General features: G+C 38.6%; 18 protein-coding genes and 1 pseudogene. 3 read left to right on the top strand and 16 right to left on the bottom strand.

All coding sequences use genetic code 11. The annotated features are described in order from the left end of the window. From JF50_RS27185 to JF50_RS13955, 12 genes and pseudogenes are all read right to left on the bottom strand, one after another. Positions 1–374, bottom strand: a 374-nt coding sequence (locus tag JF50_RS27185) for a hypothetical protein (protein ID WP_039610039.1), incomplete at its 3' end; no start/stop codon positions are given. A gap of 39 nt (positions 375–413) precedes the next feature. After that, positions 414–557 (bottom strand): hypothetical protein, encoded by a 144-nt coding sequence (locus JF50_RS27180; protein WP_160290484.1) that lies wholly within the window; start codon positions 555–557, stop codon positions 414–416. Between the two features lie 206 nt (positions 558–763). Then, positions 764–3,223, bottom strand: coding sequence for an FAD-dependent oxidoreductase (locus tag JF50_RS14000; protein ID WP_039610038.1), 2,460 nt, complete (start codon positions 3,221–3,223; stop codon positions 764–766). A gap of 786 nt (positions 3,224–4,009) precedes the next feature. Further along, positions 4,010–4,357, bottom strand: coding sequence for a hypothetical protein (locus JF50_RS13995; RefSeq protein ID WP_039610037.1), 348 nt, complete (start codon positions 4,355–4,357; stop codon positions 4,010–4,012). Positions 4,358–4,831: 474 nt separating this feature from the next. Next, positions 4,832–5,437, bottom strand: coding sequence for a sel1 repeat family protein (locus tag JF50_RS13990; RefSeq protein WP_152614544.1), 606 nt, complete (start codon positions 5,435–5,437; stop codon positions 4,832–4,834). A 195-nt stretch (positions 5,438–5,632) separates the two neighbouring features. Further along, the gene (locus JF50_RS13985) at positions 5,633–5,926 is read right to left on the bottom strand and encodes a hypothetical protein (RefSeq protein ID WP_039610036.1); all 294 of its coding nucleotides are present in this window, start codon (positions 5,924–5,926) and stop codon (positions 5,633–5,635) included. 108 nt (positions 5,927–6,034) lie between these two features. Then, positions 6,035–6,471: pseudogene (locus tag JF50_RS13980) on the bottom strand (NADAR family protein). Positions 6,472–7,014: 543 nt separating this feature from the next. Then, entirely contained in the window at positions 7,015–7,770 is a 756-nt protein-coding gene (locus JF50_RS26125) for an alpha/beta hydrolase family protein (protein WP_160290483.1), read from the bottom strand. 456 nt (positions 7,771–8,226) lie between these two features. Next, a complete protein-coding gene (locus JF50_RS26120; protein WP_160290482.1) occupies positions 8,227–10,134 on the bottom strand; it encodes a BspA family leucine-rich repeat surface protein in 1,908 nt (635 codons plus the stop codon). A gap of 348 nt (positions 10,135–10,482) precedes the next feature. Further along, positions 10,483–10,680 carry a hypothetical protein gene (locus JF50_RS13965; RefSeq protein ID WP_039610035.1) on the bottom strand — a complete coding sequence of 66 codons (198 nt, stop codon included), beginning with the start codon at positions 10,678–10,680 and terminating at the stop codon, positions 10,483–10,485. A gap of 78 nt (positions 10,681–10,758) precedes the next feature. Further along, the gene (locus JF50_RS13960) at positions 10,759–11,610 is read right to left on the bottom strand and encodes a hypothetical protein (RefSeq protein ID WP_039610034.1); all 852 of its coding nucleotides are present in this window, start codon (positions 11,608–11,610) and stop codon (positions 10,759–10,761) included. Positions 11,611–11,784: 174 nt separating this feature from the next. Continuing rightward, a complete protein-coding gene (locus JF50_RS13955) occupies positions 11,785–12,303 on the bottom strand; it encodes a Crp/Fnr family transcriptional regulator (protein WP_052262301.1) in 519 nt (172 codons plus the stop codon). A 190-nt stretch (positions 12,304–12,493) separates the two neighbouring features. Here JF50_RS13955 and JF50_RS13950 point away from each other — a divergent pair, with 190 nt between their 5' ends. The 3 genes from JF50_RS13950 to JF50_RS26760 are packed head-to-tail and all read left to right on the top strand — an operon-like array spanning position 12,494 to position 14,367. Beyond that, the gene (locus tag JF50_RS13950) at positions 12,494–13,228 is read left to right on the top strand and encodes an SDR family oxidoreductase (RefSeq protein ID WP_039610191.1); all 735 of its coding nucleotides are present in this window, start codon (positions 12,494–12,496) and stop codon (positions 13,226–13,228) included. Between the two features lie 47 nt (positions 13,229–13,275). Continuing rightward, positions 13,276–13,671: a DUF2141 domain-containing protein gene (locus JF50_RS13945; RefSeq protein ID WP_160290481.1), complete on the top strand. Its 396-nt coding sequence runs from the start codon at positions 13,276–13,278 to the stop codon at positions 13,669–13,671. Positions 13,672–13,695: 24 nt separating this feature from the next. Beyond that, positions 13,696–14,367, top strand: a complete 672-nt coding sequence (locus tag JF50_RS26760; protein WP_080760241.1) for a TVP38/TMEM64 family protein — start codon at positions 13,696–13,698, stop codon at positions 14,365–14,367. Between the two features lie 40 nt (positions 14,368–14,407). On the opposite strand, the gene upp is transcribed toward JF50_RS26760, so the two are convergent. From upp to JF50_RS13920, 4 genes are all read right to left on the bottom strand, one after another. Continuing rightward, complete coding sequence (upp, locus tag JF50_RS13935; RefSeq protein ID WP_039610032.1) at positions 14,408–15,040, bottom strand: uracil phosphoribosyltransferase; 633 nt, start codon at positions 15,038–15,040, stop codon at positions 14,408–14,410. 19 nt (positions 15,041–15,059) lie between these two features. Beyond that, positions 15,060–15,608 carry an NAD(P)H nitroreductase gene (locus JF50_RS13930; RefSeq protein ID WP_039610031.1) on the bottom strand — a complete coding sequence of 183 codons (549 nt, stop codon included), beginning with the start codon at positions 15,606–15,608 and terminating at the stop codon, positions 15,060–15,062. 81 nt (positions 15,609–15,689) lie between these two features. Beyond that, positions 15,690–16,379 carry a DoxX family protein gene (locus tag JF50_RS13925; protein WP_039610189.1) on the bottom strand — a complete coding sequence of 230 codons (690 nt, stop codon included), beginning with the start codon at positions 16,377–16,379 and terminating at the stop codon, positions 15,690–15,692. Positions 16,380–16,493: 114 nt separating this feature from the next. Next, positions 16,494–18,455 (bottom strand): FAD-dependent oxidoreductase, encoded by a 1,962-nt coding sequence (locus tag JF50_RS13920; protein WP_039610030.1) that lies wholly within the window; start codon positions 18,453–18,455, stop codon positions 16,494–16,496. Positions 18,456–18,544 lie beyond the last annotated feature (89 nt).

Here is an 18,544-nt window from a genome sequence, read left to right as displayed (position 1 = left end):
GCTAAGTTATGAACAAGAGATTTCTTATCACCTGGCCAAGAGTCATTCGAAATTTTATCAAAGTACTGTGTTAACTGAATGATGTATTCTTTGGCTTGAAAAAGGTCATTTCTATCTAAAGCCATTAGATAAGAGATGTTTTTCCAAATATTATTTAATACGATTTGCTCACTTTTGTAATCTGAAATATCGTCTCTGTGCTTTATTTCAGCCATGACTTTTTCAAACCATTGATCCATCCGCTTTGAGAGTTCATCAATTTTATTTTCTATTTCAATCAACTTAGTGTAGGTTGGATCATCTACGCCAAATAGTATTTGAAAAACCACAGAAGCAATGGCTGCACCACCTTGCAATGCCAAATACTTACCCATAGAGTTTTTTAAATAACGGCTATAAGTATCCGGCCCTTTTTAAATGCTGTGGATCAACCTTTCATTTCTCAGGCCTGTAAAGCAACTAACGCCAGCATGTGCTAAATTGACTATTGACAGGTTAATGTATTGTTTATCTTTGATTGATTTAGAAATCTCTTGTGGCGTTTTAATTTTATCCATAAGTACACCCTATTTTAAAATAACAAGGTTAGCACTTTTTAAAATTTTGTTTTATTACAAAGCATTACATAAATTGAGACATATAAAAGAGTGACGTATTACATAGAAAGTGGGTTAAAAATAAGTAGAACACCTAATTTGGTTAAACTCAACAGATGTTGCAGATAACACTAAAATGCTACCTGCAACAGCACATATTATGAATGCTAGATAAAGCTCACGTCACCATTCACAGATACGTTATTCTCATTCTCTGAAATATCGTCGGTATTAATAGCCAGGGGCCAATGTGCCACCAAGCCCTCTTTATCTATAATCGTGCCTTGCTCATACTGAGACGCTACTTCTTGCTCACTTAAAGCCCGGCGCCACAGTCTTACTTGTGTAATACCACCGGTATAGTGAATGTAGGGTTCTTGCGCTTGTTGTACTGAACCAATTAACACATCTAGGCGGTTAGAAACATCAAGCGGGCTTTGATCGCTGGCACCAGACTGCGTAGATTCAAGTAGCTTACCATCTAGGTGAAGTGTCAGTTTTCCATCTTTACGAACAGCTACAACACTGTGCCAGGTATTATCAATGACGACGGTGGAAGGCGCACTCTCTATTTGGTAATAAGTTTGACCATTATCTGTTGCGAACTTAATCGAACCGTCAGGTTGAATAACCAACAAGTAACCACCGCTGCCACCTGCTGTTGATTTATTGCCAACGATGGTCCCAGAACTTGAGGTAGAAATAGTGGCCTCAATGCTAAAGTCTCCTTGTCCAAATTGATAAGCTGAGATTGATGGCGCACTCAGATACCCATTATCTTTGAGTAAACAAAAAGCCGTATTTTCCCCGAGTGAATAATCATACATATCTTTAGAAATGCCTGTTAACGGAGAATTATCAATGATCTGTGCACCAACATATTTCGCCGCAGCGCAGGCAGCATTAATACCTGTAGGCATTGCGCCTTCAAGCCAACCACCAGCCCAAGAGATACTGTCTCCAGCTAAAACTAGCCCTAGGTGCTCTTGCTGATATTGAAAGAATGCATCTTTATTGCTTTGCTCCTGCCCTGGATAATTTAATTTGAACGCCCCATAAATGTTCGGCGTACTCTCCCAATCAATACAAGATACTTTTTGTGTTTGCTTTTCTAATAACTCAGCAAACTCAGCGTTTACCGCGTAAATCGCTGGCAAAAATTGCTGAAAACGCTCCTCAGGACTTAACCCGAGTAATTTTGATGAATCATCTCCCCAAACATAACTTATCAACACCACGCCCTTACCTTGCGTATTTGGTTTACCGTCAACATCTTTATCGTAATTGAGACAATATAACCCCCGCATCAGCTCATCTGTCTGAATGTTAAATGGGAGCGTTTTTCCTTGCGGATTATTTTCTGGATACCAAAATTTGCGCTCGGTAGTGACAAAAAACTTTGATGAGTTCATCAAATGAAGATTTCTAATCGCTACTTTAACACCCTGTGATACCAAATCTTGTTGCTCTTCACAATTTTGATCACCAATATCATTTGCAATGGTGAGCCCCATATACTCCATTGCTCTAGTCGTCGTTGCGACTATCACTGAATCAAATTGAGAAGAAACAACACGACCCCCATTATTGCTCACTAATAGCTCGTATTTATCAGCCGATTTAGAAATATTCTTAACTTTAGCGTTTAATTCAATAGAGACTTTTGGTTTTCCGTCTGCTGTTTTTGCCCCTAATAGTGCAAACTCAAAAGCTTGAGTTAATGCGCCAATACCGTCCAATAGCAACTCTTGATTATCTTCCCAGCCGTTTGCAAAAAGCCTCAAAATTTCAACAAAATCGACACCATATAGCGGTCCAAAACCGCCAGCACCGACACCCAAGGCACCGAATTTATTCATATCTTCTTGCGTCCATGGACGAGTTACAAGCGATCTGTTCTGTGCTAACTTAAATACAGCATCAAAATAAGTCACCTCTGCATATTGTGTAAGGATCTCCTGCCACGCATCAACGACTTTTTGTTTTGTTTGCTCAGAAGGATCTGATTGATAAATTGCCCAGTAGTCAAACAATTTACTCGGGTTTTCAATATCTGGTGCCGACGCATCACCGAGTAAAAAGTTGATAATATTATTAAAGTCATCACCTATTCTTTGAAAATCTTTATCGGATGGGGTCGGTTGACCTGCATGCCATGGAATAACTTTATTTTCATAAAGCAGTTCTGTGGGTACTTTGCCTGGATCAGGAAAGTTAGGCGTTGCTTTTAAACCAAACTTGTTTAAGTAATGGTACAAAGTATATGAAGTTGGCGGAAAGCGCATACAACCAAGTTCAAACACTTTTTGATTAAGGTCTCCATCTTCGACATAAACTGAATCCATTCGACCACCTAAACGATCAGCGGCTTCAAACAAAGTCACGTTAATATTGTCAATTTTTGATAGCTCATATGCCGCGACTAATCCTGAAGCGCCGCCGCCAATAACAGCAATACTTTTTTGTTGTTCTGGGGCCTTTAATGCAATAGAACCATGTGAATCACTACTATCTAGAAACGCTTTATAGTCAAACAGCGTATCGATCATAGACTTGGGCACAAACCCTTTAGAATCAGCATCAGCTTTGTTTTTACGTAAATTTTTTGGCATTGAAATGAAAGACATGATTTCGCTCCTTGTTAGCTAGGAGTAATCACTATAGAAAAGGTAATTATTTAATCCTATTACAATATATTACGTGGTACTTTACCCATAAAACAGCTGATAAACGGGTTTAGACAGAAAGAAAGCGAAGACTAATCGAAAATCACTATGTCGTATCGATACTTATTCTAGCAATGCAGATGAGACTTCATAGGGCACTCAATGTGCCCTATTCGCCACGTTATTAGCGTGGACGACAAGTATTAACTGGGTAGTACGAGAAATATGGGCACCCTTTCTGAACTCTAGTTGGCGGGATAGCACTCGCACCACCCGCTATTAATGGGGTTTGCTCGGACTCAACAACTTTTTTATCACATAAGTTTTTAAGGTTTTTTTTACTAAGCTGTAATTTCATCATAATTTCCTTTGCATGTTTAAAAAACGTTCAACTGTATTCTTCACACAAAGTCTATGTCGTGTAAATTGAAAGAATTTAATACAATGATTATGAATGATTTACTAAGCATTTTTATTGTCCAGTATACATACTAGGCATAACACTTATATTTTTTCATTTTAAATATTGCATTTACAGAAATAATAATAAGAATTTTGAGGGTTCTAAGTAATCTTGAGAACATTACTTTTAAGCAGATGTGATATATCAGAGATTAGTTTACAAAGATTACGCCATAAAAATCAAGTAAAAACCATTTAATTATAAATATAAAACACATGTAATTTATTAATCTTATTTTTTCTATAGCCGCCACACTTTTCAATAAGGTGGCGGATTATATATATTTAAGTATTTAGCCAAATACTAGTTATTTTTGGATATTTACCATCTTGCCCACCGCACCCAGAAACCCAAAAGTGTACAGACTTTTCTGAAATCTGTGCAGTCATGAGCGTAGAATGCAGTGTAGTATAGTTTTGATCACTTGGCTCAAGTGCATACCAATGGTTATTCTCACAACTGTCAGGGTTATTTTTTGTTCCTTTCTCCGTAGTTACTAAATTTGGCAAGTGAACCATAGTCCAGCCCGCATTAACATACATTTGAGAAATTTTACCGCTTTCAGTGCTACCTCCAGCGTTTGCCTGTAAAGATAAAGCCAAAGTACCAATCATTAAAAAACGTTTAAACATAATTATATTTCCTTATTTATAACTTAACCCACATCGATATTAATTAAAATTTAATTTAAATTCAACACTCAGTTAAGTAAAAATAAATTTATTTAAAATAAATTTAAAAACCATAAGAGAAACTGAGAAAAACCTAACCTCTATAATTAACTCTGTAAAACCACACCTTTTCTCTAATATCAAATATTTAATAAAAGATCGAATAAAAACAATCATAAGAGTACCTGAAAAAAATGAGAATATAACCTAAAAAATAACACATAGGTCTTGGCATTTTTTATAGGGCACAACCACAATGCAAGCGTACTTAAAGTTAAAGAGGGTACAAATATTTCTATGGATTTCAATATCAAGGAAAGATACATCACACGTAATTATCGCCTTTATTTACAGGCAAAAAAATCATCTTGGACGTCCCTTTCAAGCTAAATGCAAATACACAGTCAAACATCTAACCTGAATGGGCCTTGTGTTTTATGGATTGTTATTAAGGACGGTTTTAATCTGACTACTAATATTTTTGGCATGCTGACATGCCGGATGGTCAATACCATTTTGACAACTGACTTTGAGAACTTCTAATGCTTTATCGAAATTTCTTTTTACGCCTTTCCCTTGTGCTAAAAAAGCACCATACATAGTACAGCCCCATTCATCTTTTTGAGCACAAGCTAACTTAAAAGTCTCTACAGCACAGTTTAAAGATGAGTCACCATTATGCTTAATTAAGCCTGAAGCCCTATTTGTACAACCGATGACCAAACCTAATTGACAAGATTTTGAAAATAAAGCTTCCGAGTAATATCCGCTTTGTAAATTATTTTGAATAACGTTTGCCAGCGAAGAGCAATAATTTGCATCACCGCTTTCACAACGCTCTAAGCATAAATTAGGATTGACTGAACAAGTGTCGGTGTAGTCTTGAGAAGATAAATTCGATTTGGGAAAATAATCTGCGGGACACTTATCTATTAATAATTTATAACTCGTTGTTGAGTCAATTTTATTAACAACATCAACTAGATTAACTTCTGCACTGACATGTGTAGAAAAAATCATTGATAGCATTATAAATCTCATATACTCCCTTAATAAAATACTACTGTTTTTGGCGATTGCACATCGCCCTAGTTATTTTTAAATATAGATAAGTTCAGCTTGTGGTTTGATTTTTTTAAAAATAGTAACAACTTTCTAATTCTGAAATCAGCATTTAAGCTTATAGATCAATACTCATTTGCTTTAAATATACAACCTGGCTCACTATATGTGCCTTTACTCTTTATTCTCTGTTTCTTCAGCGAACTTTCCTGATAAATACTGCCCTTTAATCTTATTGCTATACCAGTAATAAAAAGGAAATCCAAAAGCACCTGTCACTCCCCCACCGAACGCAGAAGCCAGTGGTGTAAGCAAAAATACCAATCCCCCCTCCAATAATGATTGATCAGAGTGGAAAAAAGGTAAAACAGTTAATATAGTAATAAAAATACCACTTCCAAAGCCCAAAGTCGCAGATAACTTTATTACAGATACAAAATCTAATTGCGTTCTAAATGTACGATTCAAAAAGCTTTCCTCAACAGAACTGAGATGCCTCACTGGTAGGCATATTATTTAACTATTATAAATAAAGTAACCATATCCAACCAGTAAACATCCTACTTTTTTGGCTTCTTAAGACGTTAGTTCGTCCCTAAGTTTCATTAGAAGAAACCCCAGTCTATTCTTACCTTTCCCACTCGCACCGATCCCCCAATATTTATCAAATGGTGAATCTTCAATTAGCTCTTTTTTACCCGTCCCAATTAGCAGTTCTTTCAAGCTTCGTCTTGAAACTTTTTACGTAAACCAACCAACATCACATCTTCTTTAACGGTATCCCAATCTGAGCGTATTGGAACTGCCCTCGTCTGACCCAAATCTTTTGCTTGCTTTGGTGAACCACTGTTCTTTATTTTCTCAAACTGGTCTGTACCCACAAATTTCATAGCTTGAAAGTAGTGCTCCATGGTTTTCCAATAATGACCATCTAGTTCAAACCCAAAGCCTGCAAAGTTCGAGAACTGATAATACTTGTCGTTCTTAGCGAAAAATTTGATCTTTTTAGCCATTTGTTGATAACACCTCACTTTTTATAAGCGAGTAATGAGATTTATTCTCGCAAACTGCTTAGTACCTATTATTAATTATAATATAACATCAACCAAGGAATATTTAACCTATATAGGTACATTCAACTTGTATTTAATTTCTGACTTTTTGAACGAAAAGTGGTTTTTGCGGTTACCATATTAATAAAGTGGATTGTAAGGATTAAAGTCTGTGTTCAGCACTTTTGTTCATATTGTGTCATTTCTAAGACCGCTTTTATCGTTTTTTTCAGAGTTCTTGTTTTTCGAAGCTGTTCTTTATGCAACCTATTCAGGTTTATCAGGTATGCATTGGTGCTTCGATTACCCATGTCATCATTCTGATCAAATAGGGCGCAACATATAATAGTTGCGCCCTATTTACATAATGGCATTCAACTGCAAACTAGCTGCAAACTGATAAATATATATCGTTGTTATTCAACTGCAGTTTTTATTCACTCGTTGCTTCGTTGTGATTCTATCCAATCAACGATAGTGTCAATGGCACCGGGTGAGAAGTGGCTATTCTTTATAGAAAAAAATAGCATCAAGTGGTAATTCAGGCTTTAGTAGACCATGCGAAGCGTTACTAATCACCACTTGCTCTAGGCTAGCATTAGGTTGTTTAGAATTTTCAAAGGCATAGGCAAATTCAGTTTGGCTATGCTCAATGTCCACATGCACGTCACTATCACCATATATTGCAAACATGGGTAGGTTGAGTTGACGATAACCTTCAAGCACATCTGAATCTATATTCTTTTGAACAAAGTTAAACCGCGCTTCATCTCCTATCGGCTCAGGCATCAATGGATCTTGATGAAGTATAGCTGCGAGGTAGTGATCGTATCCTGCTTTTATTAATTTATACTCCTCAGCACTTAATTGCTCAATACGTAACAGTGCTGCTTCATCATCCATGCTAATTTTTTCTTCTTCTACAAGACGGATCCACATACTGTATTGACTCTGAGCCAACCAATTAGCAGCACCACCAACGAGCACCATAAACTCAACACGCGTATCATGATATAAGTTTGCAAACACCCAGCTAGCTTGGCTAAACCCGAGTAAACCGATCTGATTATGTTGGTAGCCTGCAGAACGAAGGTAATCAATTGCATCCCTGACTTCAGACGCTCTATCATCCATAGATTGTGATAACCAATGACCTGTTGACCTGCCAACTCCCGGTTTATCCCAAGAAAATGTCGCAATATTTTTTTCTACCAAAGCATGAATGATGGGTAAGTAATAGCTTTTTGCCGTCCTATCCATTGCACCATCTCCATGTACCATAATAACGATAGGATCGGATGTTGTATGATGTTTTGGTTTGTAGAGACGTCCTGAGAGTTGGTGATTAAGTGAATCAAAAGTATGCGATGTATATTCGAGATCACTGTCTGCTAGCTTATTATTGCAAGCAGTTAGAACAGAGGTAAGAGTAAACACAAGTAATATTATCAAAAACTTATAATGAATCATGACCATTTGCTTCCTTAACAGATAAAGTCAAAGACACTATAAATGCTTTTGATGTGAGAAACTGTGAGTAGTCGTAAAATCAAACTCATTTGAGAGGATATCAAATAAAGATGAAGCGTTAACTATAGTGCTCATCAAGAGATATTGAACTAACGAGTTAAAAGCTGAAAATACGGCCTATTACTTTAAGTTAGGTAAATAAAAGGCCCGCTTATCACACGAGCCTTTTTAAAATGAAATGGATACTTACTCTACTAGGCCTCCATCGGCAATGTTCCAGTTATGCATATCAGTCAATATATCTCTAGCTACTTTACCACGCTCAGAGTATTGACTATGTCCAGCGTGAAACCCTATTCCTTGCGGTGGATTAGGAAGCTCACTCCAGCCTTGCAAAATTGCATCATAATTTTCCACTGACAGAGTGATATCTTCAAACATGCTGCTCATATTAACCAAGTTTGAAACATCCCAGTTTCTGAGGTTTTGATCAAATGAATCCGCATTTTTAAACATACTATTCATATAAGCCACACCGGATACATTCCATCGTCCAATATCCTGGTTAAATGAAGATGCGCCTTTAAACATACGGCCCATGTAAAATACCGCAGATGTATTCCAGTCTCCAATGTCCTGATTAAATGACTCTGCGTAATGAAACACATCGTTCATGTAGACGACTGAAGCAACATTCCAACTGCCTAATGGCTGGTCAAAATCAGTCGCGCGGTTAAACATGTTAGACATAACTTGTAAATTAGAGACATTCCAATCACCTATTGGTTGATTAAATTTATAGGCCTCATTAAACATAGTGCCCATACGCTCTACATTTGATACATCCCAAGTGCCTATTGGCTGATTAAATATAAAAGCCCCTTGGAACATACCAGTCATGTCAGTGACGTTGGATACGTCCCAATGATTAATGTCTTGATTTAAAGAAGCCGCAAATCCAAACATATAAGAAAGGTTTGTAACATTTGAAAGATCAGGTGCATCAAGGGCGTTAACGACTAAATTCGCACAGTTAAAAAATGCTCTTTCCATAGAAGACCAACGAATATCTCCCCACTGCTCAACTGAGAGAATTTTGTTTCTATCAGCTTCATTTTCATCAAAATAAAATCGAGGAAAATCTCCCGTAATTTTAATAGTGTATGTGCCCGCAGCTTCATAGCGATGTGATATTGAGCTGGTTACATTCGTATCTTCTTTACCATCCCCCCAATCTACATTGAAGTTGTAACCATCTCCAATCGTCGCAATCTTTACCGTGTACTCATCTGTCGATTTGAATTCAGTATTATCCGTTTTCCAAGTAGTAATAAAGGCTCTTTGAATTATTACATCCACAGTACGTTCAACACTTGTACAATTACCTGCTTTGTCGATAGCTGTATACGTAACCGTATAAGTACCAACCGCCTGCGTATCAACACTTCCGGACGTAGTGGTTTCTATCTCGCCGTCAAAGTCATCTATAGCGGATGCGCCAAGTTCTTCGTAAGACTCATTAAGGAACAGTTTTATATAACTATTACCATTTAAGCTTATTACTGGCGCAGTAATGTCTTTTTGGGGCAGTACCGTTACTTCTCTAGATGCAGTGCCCGTATTCCCTGCCTTATCCCTCGCAGTATATGCAATTTTGTATACATCAGGCTTAAAAGAGTCTACAAAACCCGATACTGCAACATGAACAGATTCATCTAGATTGTCGGTTGCGGTTGCTCCCAGCTCTTGATAGGCCTCACCGTAACTTAAAGTTATCTCCCTATCACCATTGAGTGTTACAATCGGCGCTTCACTGTCAGGAGATTCAATAACCGTAATGACTCTTTGCACACTAGATGAATTGCCAGCTTTGTCTGTTGCAGTGTATGTCAGCGTATAAGTACCAACTTGATTAACATTAATTAAACCAGATAAGCTGACGCTTAAATCACCATCAACGTTATCTTTGGCAAATGCGCCGAGCTCCGTATAGCTATTGCCAAGCAAGATCTCAACATGTTTGTCACCATTTAATGTGATAACTGGCGCAGTCGTATCTATATTTACCTGAGTTGATGTCACCTGTGAATCTGATTTGGGTGCAGTGTTTTTATCACCTCCCCCTCCACCACAAGCTGTTAATGTTAGTGCCAAAATGGCAACTTGTATTATCTTTAAATTAAAGTTAAAGCAGCTTTTTATCATTAATATTTTTACCAAAATTGAAGTTTAGCTATAGAGTGTGATCCACTACTCTAGGAGGCAACCAGTATGATTGACTCGCATTCTACAATACCTGAAAAAGGTAATCAGTATAAAATTTGCGATCCTACCTAGAGGCTGTCAGGCCAAAAATAAATAGGCCTATTGCCTTCACTACAGACAAAATAAAATGCAATAAAGTTGTACAGTTGGTTGGAACTTTGACTGGGTTTTTAATGCTCGCGGCTGTCATTCGCTTAGATGTATGGCTGATTGGGTCAAACCCACTACATTAAGTTGTTATTTAATCGCTTCAGAGACATCCGTATAGGCCGAACTATCTTCGCTTGTATTCAGAGACATACTCACCAATACCTCTCCAAAATCGCTTTTGAACTTCCACAGCTCAAATTGATCCATTTCTGTATTTGCAAATTTAGACAGCAAGGTGATCATTTGGCAAAACTCTTCATCCGTCATTTTATTATTGTTCGACATGAAATAACCTTTCTTATTTGAAACTATTAAGCACCTTAGGTGTTCTGTCCCCAAATGCAAGCTAAAGTTGAAGTACTTTTAATGACTGCTTAGATTTTGGATGATTGTTCTAATTGAGGCTTGAGAGGAATGTGAATAGTCTTTGTCCATCATCACTTGAAGTACATCTTCCCAATCTTTGATTTGTCTTGACTTAATCGCTTTCAAAATCGCAGCTGTAACTTGGGAAGACTCTTTATATATGCCAGTGGACCCGAGTGCATTTATAAATTGATCGAGGTCAGTTTCTTCATGTGTTTCAACTAGGATTTTCAAGGACTTTCCATTGAGCAATTCATAATACTCGAATCCTGTTGCAGTTCTGATTATAAATGCGTTCTTATTCTTTATTCGGATTGCATCAATCGCACCATAAGGAGCAACGACTGATTTTAATGTGATTAACACAGATTTTTCTGCAAGCGCCGCAACACTTTTCAGGTTATCACGATCCAACTTTGATTTATCACAAACAAAGTCACTAGACGAAATATCCAAGCTTTTTTTCAATATATCAAAAAGACTACCTGTAATAAAAGATGGCTGCTTAGTAGGAAAAGTTTCTAATAGATTCGAATTGAGTATCACTATCTGGCTTTTAAAATATTCATCATCTTCTAGAGAGGACATGACGAACTCGGGGTTTTCGTCAAATAACAAAGCGCTTTCTTCCATATTTTCGGTAACGACTAACGGAATATCAAAGCCTTCAAATCTAATTTTATCTAGGCTTGTAAAAATACGTACTGTGTAGTTAGACCACTTTAAATCAGCATTTAAATGAGATGTAATATTGGCTTTGACTTGTTTGCACTGATTAAAAAAGTTTGTTGCACTAACGGCTTCTGAAAATAGAATAACACTACAAATTAATAAACTGGAGACTCTCATTGATGGCCTTTCATATTTATCATCAATAAAGATGACATACCTACAGCGCTTTTTCTAGCACATAACATCACACCATAGAAATAGCTTAGCAGTGCACTATCTAAAACCCAATTAACTACGACAACCGCTTACTTCGTGAGCGCCTTGCAAATTCCAGCGTAGACTTATCGGAAGTTACTGATGTTTGATTCTACTTAATGCCACAGGTGTGATCCCTAAATACTTAGCAATGTCATTTTGCGTGAGCTTTTTAACAAGCTCAGGATCTGTATTACGTAAATTATCAAAACGCTGAGATGCAGATAAAGTGAGTAACTCAAATTCTCTGCGTTCTTTTTTTAATGATAGAGACAATAGAATTTGGATAAATTCTTGTGAGATTGAAATAGACTCTTTACTTAACGCTAACAGTTCGTTTAAGGGTATCTGTACGAGCCTGCATTGCTCCAACGCCTCCAAACTAAAAGTGCTTGGTACTTGGCAATGGGCCGCATTTAAGCTTCCGATGATGGTACCTGATTGGATAAAAGACTTAATGGTCTCTTTGCCATTTTCAGTTAAATAAAATGCCTTTAATAACCCTGTTTTTACCAAATAGACATGTTCACAGAGTTCACCTTGCGTAAATACTTGCTGTCCTTTTTCAATATTTATGGTCGTACCATTTTTTGCTATATAACTTTGGAGTTCCATTTTGATCCCTTTACTTATTCGTACGAAACAACATACACATCAGATCTGAGCGCCATAAATAAGCAAATAAAAACCTGTATCTACGGCGCGTTGATTCTCAAAAATATTTCGTTATTTTTAACATAGGTTAATGCTGTCTCGCTATTGGCCTTTTAAAGTATCCAACAGTTTCATCACTGGAGATACGAACGTGAACTTAGTAAATAAGATCATCGTGATTACTGGCGGTACATCTGGTATTGGTCGGCAAATTGTCGAGCAGTTACACGCCCAAAATACCATTATTGTTGTTGCTCGAAATAGTAAACGACTTGAACAACTCAAAAAGAGATACAAAAACGTCATCTGTTTTTCGGCAGACCTTTCTGATCCAGACTGCTATAAACCTCTCTCTGAACGCATTCAAGCTGAATATGCTCGCGTTGATGTGTTAATCAATAATGCGGCTGTACAAAACGAGCCGTTTTTTACAGATCCCAACTTTGAATACGAGCAAATTTCACGGGAAATTAATGTGAACTTTACTGCTGTTTGCTCACTGTCATTTTTACTACTACCGGCACTCAAAGCCAGTGACTCAGAGTCTATTATTCTCAACATCAACTCTGGACTGTCTTTTGTAGCCAAAAAAAGTGCCAGTGTATATTGCGCTTCAAAAGCAGCCATCAACCTCTTTTCACAAAGCTTAAGCTACCAATTAGAACACACAAATATCAAGGTACTACAAGCATTTATTCCTTTAGTAGACACACCCATGACCCATGGTCGCGGCGGCGAAAAAATGTCTGCCGAATATGCTGCTCAGTCAATTCTTAATGGGTTAAAGAAACAAGTACCACAGCATGATATTGGCAAAATTAAGATACTTAGGCTTTTAAATGCCTTGACTCCGCGTTTAGCCAAACGCCTCTTAAAAGGATCTTAATGACGATGTTCACATTATATAAATTACTCATTTTAGGGGGACTTTTAATGACAACTAAAAACGCCATCGCAACCACTGTGCAAGTAGAGATTAATGGTATAGATCCCAAACGGACGGGCCAAATCATGGTGATGTTATTCGAAGACAACGGCTTTCCTGTAAAACATAAAAGTGCATTACAAACTCAGTTTCACAGCCCAAACGCTGAGTCATTGAGCGTCGAGTTTAAAACCACTCAAGCAGAGTTTGCAATTAAAGTATTGCATGATGAAGACAATTCACAAACAACCTCAAAGAACTGGACTGGTATCATCCCTTCAGAGGGTCTTGGTTTTTCAAATGGTGCCAAAATAAGCTGGCGTGGCCCTCCCAAGTTTAAAGATGCAAAGCTATCACTGACTGATCTTAGCTCACCCATTTCAATCTCAGTTAATTATCCATAACATTTTTCAGCAGGCGTATTTTTTATGAAATCACTTTTAAAAATTATGTTGATACTATTTTGCTTTTTCGCATCTACCTTCATCGCAATTAAAATCAGCGGATTACTGAGTATTGACGATATTAAAACTTGGTTAACTGTCGCTGGAGAGTTGAATGGATATTTGGTGGCGCTCATTGTGGTTGGTCTGCTTTTCTTAGATTTATTTATTGCAGTTCCGACACTGACGCTGATTATATTCGGTGGTTATTTTCTAGGCCCCTATGCGGGCGGAATAAGCGCAATGATCGGCCTACTGCTCGCAGGTGTTACTGGTTACGTAATAAGTTATAAATACGGTAACATGCTATTTGATAAGCTCGTTAAAGATCCTACTGAAAGACCCAATGCCATTGCATTATTTCAGCAGCGAGGTCCCGTGGTAATTTTACTGTCAAGAGCGAGTCCAATTTTACCAGAGATTTCAGCATGTATGGCAGGGATGACCAAAATGCCATTTAAGCAGTTTATTGGTTGTTGGATAACAAGCACCGTGCCCTATGCATGCATAGCGGCCTATGCGGGCTCGATCAGCACATTGGAAAACCCCAAGCCGGCGATCTATACTGCCATCGGGTTAACTGGTTTTTTCTGGGCATGTTGGTGGATATTCAATAAGCAAGTAAGTAGAACCAAAGCTGAAGGGTCACATTCTTAATAAGACATGGCTGACAACACGAGCTTGTCAGCCAATTAAATTAGCCTTGTGTACCAAATATTTTATCACCTGCATCACCTAAGCCCGGCACAATATAACCGTTTTCATTTAAGTGGCTATCAAGCGCTGCGGTGTACACGTCTACATCTGGATGCGCTTTTTCGACTGCCTCAACCCCTTCTGGTGCTGCAACTAACACTATCGCTGTGATATTTTTACAGCCAGATTTTTTAAGTAAATCAAGTGTCGCGATCAGTGAGCCGCCTGTAGCCAACATTGGGTCAACCACCAGTGCCCTTCTTGACTCTAGATTGCCAACTAGCTTCTCAAAATATGAGACAGGTTCCAGTGTTTCTTCATTTCTTTGCAGTCCTACAACACTGATTTTTGCGGCGGGTAACAACTGCATCACACCGTCTAACATGCCAAGGCCAGCTCTTAATATTGGCACAAGTGTGATTTTTTTGCCTTTGATCTCTTGTACATCTAGATCATCACCAGTCCAGCTTTTTATCGTGGTGGTTTCTGTAGGTAAGTCTCGTGTCGCTTCGTAAGTAAGCAAATTGCCCACTTCCGACACCAACTCACGAAACTTTTTAGTCGAAATACCATGCTCACGTAATAAACCTATTTTGTGTTGTAGTAACGGGTGCTCAACAACATGAAGTGCCATAACTTGCCTCTGTAAAAATTTATAATTCAGTGAAAAATGAACTTGGTTCGTGGCGTACAGGTTTCGTACATTGAATAGTCGGTGTGCCTAGATACAGAAAGCCAACAATCTCGTCCTTTTCATTCAATCCAAGTTCCCGTTTAACTGCCGGACTTTGAGCAAAGTAACCCGTTCTCCACACACCTGACAAATGCTGTGCAAATGCCGCTTGCTGCATTGCAAAGCAAGCGCATGCTGCACTTTCAATTTGCTCAACACGGGGAACTTTAGGATGCTCTTGATAAGGAGCAACAGCAATGATCATCATCGGTGCACGATGTGGTAATTCTTTTGCGCGAGATACTGTGCGCTCGTTTTGCTCTTCTTCAACCGCAGCTTTGTAATATATCTCGCCCAACTTATCTCGTGCGTCTTCATTAACGACAATAAACTTCCATGGTGCTAGCCCGCCGTGATCTGGCACTTTTAACGCCGCTTTTTTAATGATATCAAGTTGCGATTCACTCGGGCCTGGAAAGGACAATTTGCTGTCAGATTGACGTGTCAGCAAAAGCTCAATGGCATCCATATATAATTCCTTAATAATAAACAAACACTTATTATTTTAACGTGAAGTGTTAGGGAAAGTTTAGCACTTTCCCTAATATTTTTACTCCTTCGAACCAAGCCGCTTTGCTATCCAGTAATCCAAACTGAACAAACGTCCACCTCCAGTGAAAAATAAGCTTAAAAACATCGCAAAATAGATTGCCGCAAACTCAATGCCGTTATTTAAGACTACGATATTCCCTTTCTCATACAGATACTCTGGAAACCCATGCGTGCTGACAATTGACTTTATCCTGTCTAATCGCTCTGCGACCTCCAAGCTGTTTTCCAAACTTGCTTTTGCTGTATCACTGCCAAGCCAAGCAAAAACTTGGGCAGCACTGGTATCAGGATTTGCTGGTGCGACCGAAAACCAGCCGTTATGCCAGTGAACTTGTGTTGCTGCAACAAACATCGTCACCATTAACGGAATGGACATCAAACGAGTCATTAAGCCAATTAAAATTAGCCAGCCACCTAACAACTCTGTCCAACCAGCCAAAAAAGCCAGTAAATCAGGAAATGGTAAACCTAGGCCCCAGTCTGGGTTACCAAACCAAGCAACCACGTTTTCATCTGCTAATAGACTTTCAAAAAAGCCAGCATCTTCTTTCGCTAAATTGAGTTTATTATACCCAGCGATGATCATGACAGGCGCAACGATCAGCCTCAAAATAAGTGGGGCAAGTCCACTTAGAATATCGATTCTTTCGATGCTAGTTTGATAAATGGATTGGATTTTATTAATCATATAACGATTTACACCTTTAATAGTATTCATACAGTGTAGACCGAAGCTCGCCAACTTTTATTGCAGGGTAAAAAAAACGACACTCATGTGCCGTTTTCCTTTTTTATTGGCTAGTTATATCTTTCTAGCGACTTGTAGTGCTTCGTATATCGCGCGCTTGGCGTCAATGGCACTGGCAAGCAATGCACCACCAATCACATGATGGTTACTGGGTAAACTTTCTTTATCAAAATCGGTCTCGTTTGAAGTCTGACCGATACAAGCTATCACTGTATCAACATCAAGAGTGTGCTCTTTACCATCAATACGAACCACTAGGCCATTATTTGAAAAAGAAACATATTCGCACCCTGATATTTGCTCAACTTGGTGATGCTTAGCCACAGCTCTGTGGATCCAGCCTGTTGTCTTCCCTAATCCTGCACCGAAGCGACCTGCACTTCGCTTAAGCATAAATATTTTACGTTGCTCACTAGATGGCACAACGGGCTGCTCGATGCCCCACTGCCCTTTAAAGTCTTCTATGGACTGGTTTTCAGGCTCTGTTAAAAATGCCACCATATCAAAGCCTATACCGCCAGCACCTAAGATCGCGACTTTCTCACCAAGCTCCACCTCTTTACGAATCACTTCGTCATATGCAAATACGCGTTTACCATCGTTACACTCTATCTTGGACATACGCGGGCTTACCCCAGTCGCGAACACAATATCATCGTAATCAGCATCCATGTCCTTTCTATAAGGTGTGCCAAGTTCCATTTTAACGCCTAGCCTTGTGACCTCATTTAAAAAGTATTTCAGCGCCAATTTAAAATCTTCTTTGCCAGGGATCCGCATTGCCAAATTAAACTGGCCCCCTGCATGCTGATTTTTATCAATTAAAGTAACTGTATGACCTTTTTTAGCCAAATAGCAGCTCACTGATAAGCCAGCAGGCCCTGCCCCGACAACTAAAACATCTTTTGGACTTGAGGCTTGTTCAAGAGGATAATCTAATTCAAAGCCAGCTTGTGGATTAACCAAACAAGTAGCTCGCTTACCCTTAAAAACATGATCTAAACACCCCTGATTACAGCCAATACAAATATTAATTTGCTCAGATTTATTTTCGGCATATTTATTAAAAAATTCAGGGTCTGCAAGCAGTGGCCTTGCCATAGATATAAGATCAGCTTCGCCTTTCTCTAAAATATTATTTGCAAGTTCAGGTGTATTTATCCGATTAACAGCGACAACAGGTATATCTACCACATCCTTTAAACGTTTTGAGGCTTCTCTAAATGCACCGGGAGGCACCATACTGGCAATGGTAGGCACGCGTGCTTCATGCCATCCAATACCGGTATTTAAAATATCCGCCCCCGCAACTTCCAGCGCTTTGGCTTGCACTGTGACCTCTTCGCTGGTGGAGCCGTTAGGTACTAAATCCATCACCGACAGCCTAAAGACAATGATGAATTTACTAGATACTCGCGCCCTGACCGCTTTTACAATGTCGATAGCCAGTCGCATACGATTTTCAAGTGTTCCACCGTATTCATCAGTGCGATGATTAGTGTGCGGCGCCATAAACTCATTAATTAAGTATCCTTCCGAACCCATGATTTCTACGCCATCATAACCCGCTTTCTCAGCCATATATGCTGATTTTGCAAAGTCTTTAATGGTGCTTTTAATCATGCTAATAGACATTGATTTGGGCGTGTACGGATTGATAGGCGCTTTAATTTTACTCGGTCCAACATTGAACGGATGATAAGCATAACGCCCAGCATGCAGCAACTGTAGGCAAATTTTACCTTGGTGTTGATGCACAGCGTCAGTATATGCTTTATGTTTGATAACGTCGTAACGAGAGTTAAATGACGATGCGACAGGTGTTAGTTTACCTCGAATGTTTGGGCTATACCCACCGGTAATGATTAAACCAACCCCCCCTTTTGCTCTTTCTTCGTAAAAAGCACGCAGCCTTTTTCGGTTGTGCCACCCCTCTTCAAGTCCTGTATGCATTGATCCCATGACCAAGCGGTTACGTAGCTCAGAGTTTTTAAGTTTTAATTTTTGTTCTAACATTGCTCGCCCCAATGTAACTGGTCTTACCTGTGAACATTAACCAATTTCTAGATTTTGGCAAGTAAAAAGCAAAAATTTATTACTCGAAA

Origin of the sequence: Pseudoalteromonas luteoviolacea (assembly GCF_000814765.1) — a bacterium.
GTDB lineage: Bacteria > Pseudomonadota > Gammaproteobacteria > Enterobacterales > Alteromonadaceae > Pseudoalteromonas > Pseudoalteromonas luteoviolacea_H.
The sequence above is the reverse complement of the archived record's forward strand: the minus strand, read 5'-3'. Positions and strand labels throughout refer to the sequence as shown.